The organism is Saccharothrix sp. CB00851 (assembly GCF_001905065.1).
Lineage (GTDB): Bacteria > Actinomycetota > Actinomycetes > Mycobacteriales > Pseudonocardiaceae > Actinosynnema.
On the sequence record NZ_LWLC01000023.1, the window covers coordinates 451,362 to 458,886 of the forward strand.

The 7,525-nt window shown below is 68.9% G+C and carries 9 protein-coding genes; 7 read left to right on the forward strand and 2 right to left on the reverse strand.

Translation table 11 applies throughout. The features are described from left to right. Window positions 1-43: 43 nt before the first annotated feature. Both A6A25_RS23450 and A6A25_RS23455 read left to right on the forward strand, forming a co-directional pair. On the forward strand, window positions 44-301 hold the full coding sequence (locus tag A6A25_RS23450) for a helix-turn-helix domain-containing protein (protein WP_073893214.1): 258 nt from the start codon (window positions 44-46) through the stop codon (window positions 299-301). Beyond that, window positions 301-906, forward strand: coding sequence for a class I SAM-dependent methyltransferase (locus tag A6A25_RS23455; RefSeq protein ID WP_073893216.1), 606 nt, complete (start codon window positions 301-303; stop codon window positions 904-906). Before A6A25_RS23450 ends, A6A25_RS23455 begins: the two co-directional genes overlap by 1 nt. Here the strand turns inward: A6A25_RS23455 and pip are convergent, their stop codons facing one another. Continuing rightward, window positions 907-1,851 (reverse strand): prolyl aminopeptidase, encoded by a 945-nt coding sequence (gene pip, locus A6A25_RS23460; protein WP_073893217.1) that lies wholly within the window; start codon window positions 1,849-1,851, stop codon window positions 907-909. Between the two features lie 43 nt (window positions 1,852-1,894). On the opposite strand from pip, the gene A6A25_RS23465 reads away from it, so the two are divergent. Further along, complete coding sequence (locus A6A25_RS23465) at window positions 1,895-2,362, forward strand: MarR family winged helix-turn-helix transcriptional regulator (protein ID WP_143193346.1); 468 nt, start codon at window positions 1,895-1,897, stop codon at window positions 2,360-2,362. 31 nt (window positions 2,363-2,393) lie between these two features. Here A6A25_RS23465 and A6A25_RS23470 read toward each other — a convergent pair whose 3' ends face one another. Then, on the reverse strand, window positions 2,394-3,338 hold the full coding sequence (locus A6A25_RS23470; protein WP_073893219.1) for a helix-turn-helix transcriptional regulator: 945 nt from the start codon (window positions 3,336-3,338) through the stop codon (window positions 2,394-2,396). A 90-nt stretch (window positions 3,339-3,428) separates the two neighbouring features. On the opposite strand from A6A25_RS23470, the gene A6A25_RS23475 reads away from it, so the two are divergent. The 4 genes from A6A25_RS23475 to A6A25_RS23490 form a co-directional block, all read left to right on the forward strand. After that, window positions 3,429-3,827: a VOC family protein gene (locus A6A25_RS23475; protein WP_073893220.1), complete on the forward strand. Its 399-nt coding sequence runs from the start codon at window positions 3,429-3,431 to the stop codon at window positions 3,825-3,827. Between the two features lie 755 nt (window positions 3,828-4,582). Next, window positions 4,583-5,554, forward strand: coding sequence for a tyrosine-type recombinase/integrase (locus tag A6A25_RS23480; protein WP_073893221.1), 972 nt, complete (start codon window positions 4,583-4,585; stop codon window positions 5,552-5,554). Between the two features lie 138 nt (window positions 5,555-5,692). Further along, on the forward strand, window positions 5,693-6,577 hold the full coding sequence (gene ku / locus A6A25_RS23485; RefSeq protein ID WP_073893222.1) for a non-homologous end joining protein Ku: 885 nt from the start codon (window positions 5,693-5,695) through the stop codon (window positions 6,575-6,577). Between the two features lie 17 nt (window positions 6,578-6,594). After that, window positions 6,595-7,525 (forward strand): DNA polymerase ligase N-terminal domain-containing protein (locus tag A6A25_RS23490; protein ID WP_274534335.1); only part of this gene is annotated, 931 nt, incomplete at its 3' end.

The window sequence follows — 7,525 nt, forward strand, 5'->3', positions numbered from 1 at the left end:
AAGCTCCCAACCGTGATAGTAATACCGGTATTACTATCACGGCATGGTGCGACAGCCACTCACCCAATCCGACCGCGACCGCGGCGAACGCCTCGGCGAACTGCTCCGCCGCGCCCGCGGACAACGCAGCATGGTGGACGTCGCCACCGCGGCCGGCATCTCCGTCGAAACGCTGCGCAAGATCGAACGCGGCCGCGTCCCCACCCCGGCGTTCTTCACCGTGGCCGCCCTGTGCGACGCCGTAGGACTGTCCCTGGACGGACTCTCCCAAGCCGTCGAGCCACAGAAGCTCCCCGCGTAGTGCAGGACTTCGTCCTCTCCGTCACCAGCGCCCGACCCGTGCCGCTGACACCCGAGATCATCCTGCGCACCGCGGACGACATCGTCACCCTCTGGGAACGCACCGGATCACCCGAACCACCGTTCTGGGCCTTCCCCTGGGCAGGCGGCCAGGCCCTGGCCCGACACGTGCTCGACCACCCCGAACTCGTCACCGGCCGCCGCGTCCTGGACCTGGCCTCGGGCTCCGGCCTGGTCGCCGTCGCCGCCGCCCGCGCGGGCGGCATCGTCACCGCCAACGACGTCGACCCCGTCGCGGCAACCGCCATCGCACTCAACGCCCGCGCCAACGACGTCACCGTCACCATCACCCCCGGCGACCTGCTCGACACCCGACCCGACACCGACGTCATCCTGGCCGGCGACGTCTTCTACGACCACGACATGGCCGCCCGCGTCGAACCGTTCCTCCTCACCGCCCACCGACACGGCACCCTCGTCCTCGTCGGCGACCCCCACCGCACCTTCATGCCCCGGAACTGGACCCGGGTCGACGCCTTCGAGGTACCGGTACCACCCGACCTCGAAGGCGTCACCGTCAGGACCACCACCATCTGGCGCCCCTAGCTAGCGCCGCGCGAACCGGTCCGTCGCCGCCAGCACCGCCTCCGCCATCCCCGGATCCGACCCCGCGTGCGACGCACCCTGCACCACCACCAACTCCGCGTCCGGCCACGCCCGCGCCAACTCCCACGCCGTCCCCAGCGGACCCTGCAGGTCAAGCCGACCGTGCACCAGGACCGCCGGAATCCCGCGCAACCGCTCCACGTCCCCCATCACCTGCCCGTCCGCCAACCACAACCGATGGCTGAAGTAGTGCGCGCACAGCCGCGCGAACGCCATCCGCCACGCCGGGTCCGCCGTCCGCGGCCCCGGCCTGTACTCCGGGTCCAGCGACACGATCGAGAACTCCCAGTCCGTCCAGTCCGTCGCCGCCTTCTCCCGCACCACCGGATCCGGATCGTTGAGCAACGCGTGATAAGCCGCCACCAGATCCGTCGCACCCTCGCCCGCACCGTCCCGGAACCTCGACCACTGCTCCGGGAACAACATGCCCAACCCGTTGTACAACCAGTCCAACTCCGCGTACCGGCCCGTCGTGATCGCGACCAGCACGATCTCCGTCACCCGATGCGGGAACAACTGCGCATAACGCAACCCCAGCGTCGAACCCCACGACCCGCCGAACACCATCCACCGCTCGATCCCCAGGTGCTCACGCAGCAACTCGATGTCGGCCACCAGATGCGCCGTCGTGTTCACCGACAGGTCCGTCGAGTACTCACTCGCGTGCGGCCGACTCCGCCCACTGCCACGCTGGTCCAGCAGCACGATCCGGTAAGCCTCCGGGTCGAAGTGCCGACGCATGCCGGGGGAGCAGCCCGTTCCCGGCCCACCGTGCAGGCACACCACCGGCTTGCCCTCCGGGTTGCCGCACACCTCCCAGTACACGAGGTTGCCGTCACCGACGTCCAACATCCCGTGCTCGAACGGCTCGATCTCCGGGTACATCCACCCCTCCTCACAGATACAACAGCACTGTTACATTAGAGGAGTGGACCACCCGCACACCGGCCAATACCTCGGCACCCGCCTCCGCCACCTGCTCGACCTCCTCGAAGGCGACGCCGCCCGCGTCTACACCGACCTCGGCCTCCCCGGCTTCCGCCCCCGCTACACCCCGGTCATCCGCCTCGTCCACACCAAGGGACCGCTCTCCATCCGCGACCTCGCCGACACCATCGGCATCACCCACTCCGCCATCAGCCAGACCGTCAACCAGATGCGCCGCGACGGCCTGGTCGACCTCAAACCCGGCGACGACGCCCGCCGCCGCATCGTCCACCTCACCGACCACGCCCGCGCCATCCTGCCCACCCTCGACACCGAGTGGACCGCCACCACCGCCGCCGCCCGCGACCTCGACACCGAACTGCCCTACCCCCTCACCACCCTCATCGACGCCGCCCTGAAGGCACTGGGGGACAAGCCCATGCGAACCCGCATCCACGACCGCATGTGACCCCCTCGACCCCGAACCCGGGGGAGCGGCCTCACCCCGAACCGTTGAGCGCCACCAACTCCGCACCCAACCGCGCCAACTCCGCCCGCACCGCCCCCGACTCCACCACCTCCACCAACCCACCCCACCCCGCCAACACCTGCGCGATCATCAACGGCGTCGGCGCCGACAACCGCAACCTCACCCGACCACCCACCTCCGCCAACACCTCACAATGCCGCCCGAACTGATCACGCAACACAGGCGCGAACCGCGACTCCACCGACACCACCGCCGACACCGACCCCCGCCGCCGCTCCACCTCCGACACCACCCGCTCCCACGCCACCGACAAGTCGAACCCCACCGGCCGCTCGAACACCTCCTCCGTCACCCGCGCCGACACCACCCGATCCACCCGGAACGTCCGCTCACCCGCACCCGTCCCCGCCACCAAGTACCAAACCTCGTCCTTGTCCACCAACCCCCACGGCTCCACCACCCGCTCCGACCGCACCCCACCACGCCCCTCGTACACCAACACCACCCGCCGACGCCCCACCACCGCCTCCTCCAACACACCCACCAACCCCGGCCGCCCCCGACCCACCTCACCCCAACCCGCCACATCCACCACCACCGCGTCCGCCGCCGCCAACGCACCCTCCCGGAACGTCTCCGGCAACGCCCGCACCAACTTCCGCAACACCGCACGCACCTCCGGCGACCCCGACGCCGCAGGACCCACCAACAAGAACAACGCCCGCGCCTCCGACGCCGTCAACCCGCTCAGATCCGTCCGCGCACGCCCCACCAACCGCCAACCACCACCACGCCCCGGCTGCGGGTACACCGGCACACCCGCCGACGACAACGCCTCCAGGTCCCGACGCGCCGTCGCCACCGACACCTCCAACTCCTCGGCCAACTCCGCCGCCGTCACCCGCCCCCGCGCCTGCATCAACAACAGGACAGCCACCAACCGGTCCGCACGCATGAACCCAGTCTCGCCCCAAAAGTGCTCAATTGGTGAGCACTTCAACCGCCAGACTGGGGGAGAAGCACAACCAGGACCGGAAGGAACACCATGCTCCGCGGACTCACCACCACCAGCTTCTTCGCCGACGACCTCGACGCCGCAGCCGCCTGGTACACCCGGCTGTTCGGCATCGAGGCGTACTTCAAGGTCCCCGGCGGCTACATCGAGTTCCGGATCGGCGACTACGAGCACGAGTTCGGCATCGTCAAGAGCGACTACGCGCCGCACGACGTGCACAGCGGACCGGCCGGGGCGATCACGTACTGGGCCGTCGACGACCTGCGGGCCACGCTGGACCGACTCGCCGAACTCGGCGCCACGCCGCACGACGAGCCGAAGGTCCGCGGCGACGGCTACGTCACCGCCAGCGTGGTCGACCCGTTCGGCAACGTGCTCGGCGTCATGGAGAACGCGCACTACTTCGACGTGCTGGGGGAGCGGCCCTGAACCTCTTACTTAACATAATGTAGATTATCGGCGTTGCGGACAGGCCGGTCGACAGGGGCGCGAAGCCGCGGACCGGCCACACCGCACACAGGCAGTGCATGCGCGCGTACGACACCGCCGTCCGCGCCGTCACCGGGCGCCTCGGTCGTCGCGTTCGTGCGGACCGACGCCGGGTCGGGCTTGAGGGTCGACAGCGGGGCGTGTCGGACCGGAAGGCCGGTGGCAGTGCCGAGTCGTCCGGCCCCGGCACACCGCCATAGAAACGTCACAGTGACGGATCACGGGCGGTGTCAGCGGGCGTCGGGACGGCGTACCCGGCGGGCTCGCACGTGAGTGTTGATCATCGAGGTCGAGCCCTCGGCGGGCGCCAGGCCCTTCGGCGGCGCCTGACGGCCGCGACGGGCGTGATGGTGTCGTGCAGTGCGTGCGGTGTGCGTTTCAGGGCTGGATCGGCTGCCTGCGGAGCGTTCGAGAGTGGCATCCCCCGGTCGGGGCCCCACCCCTTCCGGACCCGCGTTTGATGGATAATGGCAATTATCCATGAGTTGATCATGGTGAGACAGGGGGATCGGCGCGCGGTCGACACGTCGGAGTCGACGCGGTGCTCGGGACACCGGGGCGAGATCGCGAACTGCCCCGCGAACCCGGCGAGCGGGCCACGAGGTGCCGGTTCGGGCTGCGTTCACGCGGTTGGCCCACTCCCCTCCCCCTGCGGGGGTCGGGTTTTGTCGGTGGTGTGCGGTAGGAAGATCGACATGCTGGTGCTTGTCGCTCAGGAGTCGTTCTTCCTCGCTCGTCGGCCGCGGAAGGATTCGCCGCACACGACGGCGGCGTACCGGCGTGACCTGGCCGGGGTCACGGCGTTGCTGGCGGAGGTGGCGGGTACTCCCCCGGAGCTGCTGGAGATGTCGGACCTGACGGCGCGGAACCTGCGTGCGGCGTTCGGGGTGTTCGCGGATTCGCACGCGAAGTCGTCGGTGTTGCGGGCGTGGTCGACGTGGAACCAGTTCTTGACGTTCTGCGTGGCGGAGGAGTTGGTGGCGGGGAACCCGATGGGTGCGGTGGCGCGGCCGAAGACTCCCCCGCTGGTGCCGAAGCCGTTGCGGGGTGAGGACACGCCGGAGCGGTTGTTGGCGGCCGCGGCGGAGGGTGTGCGGCGTGGGCGTGATCCGTGGCCTGAGCGGGACGTGCTGGTGTTGGCGTTGGGGTTGGTGGCGGGGTTGCGGTCGGCGGAGATGCGGACGTTGACGCACGCGTCGGTGGTGGGTCGGCCGGGTGAGCGGCGGTTGCACGTGGCGGGCAAGGGGAACCGGGATCGGTCGGTGCCGATCGAGCCTGCGATGGATCGGATCATCGAGCAGTACGTGGCGTCGTGTCGGCGGCGTTTTCCGCAGGGTCGGTTCGACCGGGGGTCGGCGTTGTTGCGCGATCGGCACGGTGAGCCGATCGGGCGGGGTGGGTTGGAGTACTTGGTGCGGTCGTGCTTCCGGTGGGCGGGGTTGCACGATCGGGTGCCGTCGGGGGCGAACCTGCACGCGTTGCGGCACACGTTCGCGACGCGGTTGGCGGAGGACGGTGCGTCGGCCTCGGAGATCATGGCGTTGTTGGGGCACGCGTCGTTGGCGACGTCGCAGAACTACATCGAGGCGACGGCGCGGGAGCGGCGGGCGGCGGTGGCGGGTAATCGGACGTATGCGTCGTTGGCGCGGTTGCCGCAGCGGGAGTGACGCGTGGTTGGTCCGTCGGGGCGGTTGTGGGGTGAGGGTGGTTGAGGTGCTCGGTGGCGGGTCGCGGCACGCCTGATTGTTAGCCCGTTCGGGTGACGTGCTGGTGCGGATCGTGCTGTTCGCGGGTAGTCACGTGGCATGAGGTCCGTGTGGCGTGGGGCGATCTCCTTCGGGTTGGTGACGATCGGTGTCCGGTTGTACACGGCCACGGAGGAGCACGACTTCCGGTTCCACCAGGTGCACCGGGAGGACGGTGGGCGCATCCGGTACAAGCGGGTGTGTCAGGTGTGCGGCGAGGAGGTCGCCTACGCCGATATCGCGAAGGGTTACGAGCTGGACGACGGTCGGGTGGTGGTGTTGGATGCGGAGGATTTCGACAAGTTGCCGTTGAACACCGATCACGCGATCGACGTGTTGGAGTTCGTGCCGGTCGAGGAAGTCGATCCGATTTATTTTCAGAAGTCCTATTATTTGGAGCCGGACAAGGCGGCGACGCGTCCGTACGTGTTGTTGCGGACGGCTTTGGAGCGCAGTGGGCAGCTCGCGGTGGTGAAGATCACGATTCGTCAGCGGGAGACGTTGGCGATGTTGCGGGCGCGTGATGATTTGTTGGTCATGCACACGATGTTGTGGCCGGATGAGGTACGGAAGCCTGATTTCGAGTTTTTGGGTTCGGATGTGGAGGTTCGGCCGCAGGAGTTGAAGATGGCGTCGTCGTTGGTGGACAGCATGGCGGGGTCGTTCGATCCGGATGACTTCACCGATGACTACACCGAGGCGATGCAGAAGGTGATCGAGGCGAAGGCGGAGGGTGCGGAGTTGCCGGAGCGGCCTGAGGTGGAGGAGGCCGGTGAGGTGATCGACCTGATGACGGCGTTGGAGCGGAGTGTGGAGCAGGCGAAGTCGGCGCGGGGTGGGAAGTCGGCGGCGCGGAAGCCGGCGGCGAAGAAGGCGGCTTCGTCCGGCTCGTCGGGGTCGTCGTCGCGCAAGGCTCCGGCGAAGAAGAAGGCGAAGCCCGCCTGAGGGCGTGGCGGCGCGGGATGGGTGGGGATCTTTCGGAGTACCGGCGCAAGCGGGATGCGGGGCGGACGCCGGAGCCGGTGCCGGGTGATGACGCGGTGTTGCCGCGTGGTGGTGACGACACGTTCGTGATCCAGGAGCATCACGCGTCGCGGCTGCACTGGGATGTGCGGTTGGAGCGGGGTGGGGTGTTGGTGTCGTGGGCGGTGCCGAAGGGGTTGCCGCCGGAGCCGGGGACGATCCGGTTGGCGGTGCGCACCGAGGATCACCCGTTGGAGTATGCGTCGTTCTCGGGGGTGATTCCGAAGGGTGAGTACGGCGCGGGTCGGATGGTGATCTGGGACCGGGGTCGGTACGAGACGGTGAAGTGGTCCGACCGCGAGGTGGACGTGGTGTTGCACGGGTCGCGGGTGGAGGGCGAATTCGTGTTCTTCCGTCGGGACGCGGCGGGTGGGGGCGAGGACTGGATGGTGCGGCGGCGGCATGAGCCGGCGCGTCCGGACTGGGTGGCGTTGCCGGAGTCGGTGGCGCCGATGTTGGCCACGGCGGCGGCGGAGTTGCCGGGGCCGGGGTCGAAGTGGGCGTTCGAGTTCAAGTGGGACGGGGTGCGGGCGATCGCGCGGGTCGAGGGTGGGCGGGTGCGGTTGACGAGCCGGTTGGGCAATGACGTGACGGGGACGTACCCGGAGTTGCAGGGGTTGGGTGAGCAGCTGGGTGCGACGCAGGTGTTGTTGGACGGGGAGATCGTGGCGTTGGAGGGTGGTCGGCCGAGTTTCGGTGCGTTGCAGCAGCGGATGCACGCGTCGGCGGCGCAGGCGCGGCGGTTGGTGGCGCGGACGCCGGTGACGTTCCTGGTGTTCGACGTGTTGCACCTGGACGGCTCTCCCACGCTGGAGCTGCCGTATTCGCGGCGTCGTGAGCTGTTGGAGGGGTTGGGGTTGGGGGGTGCGC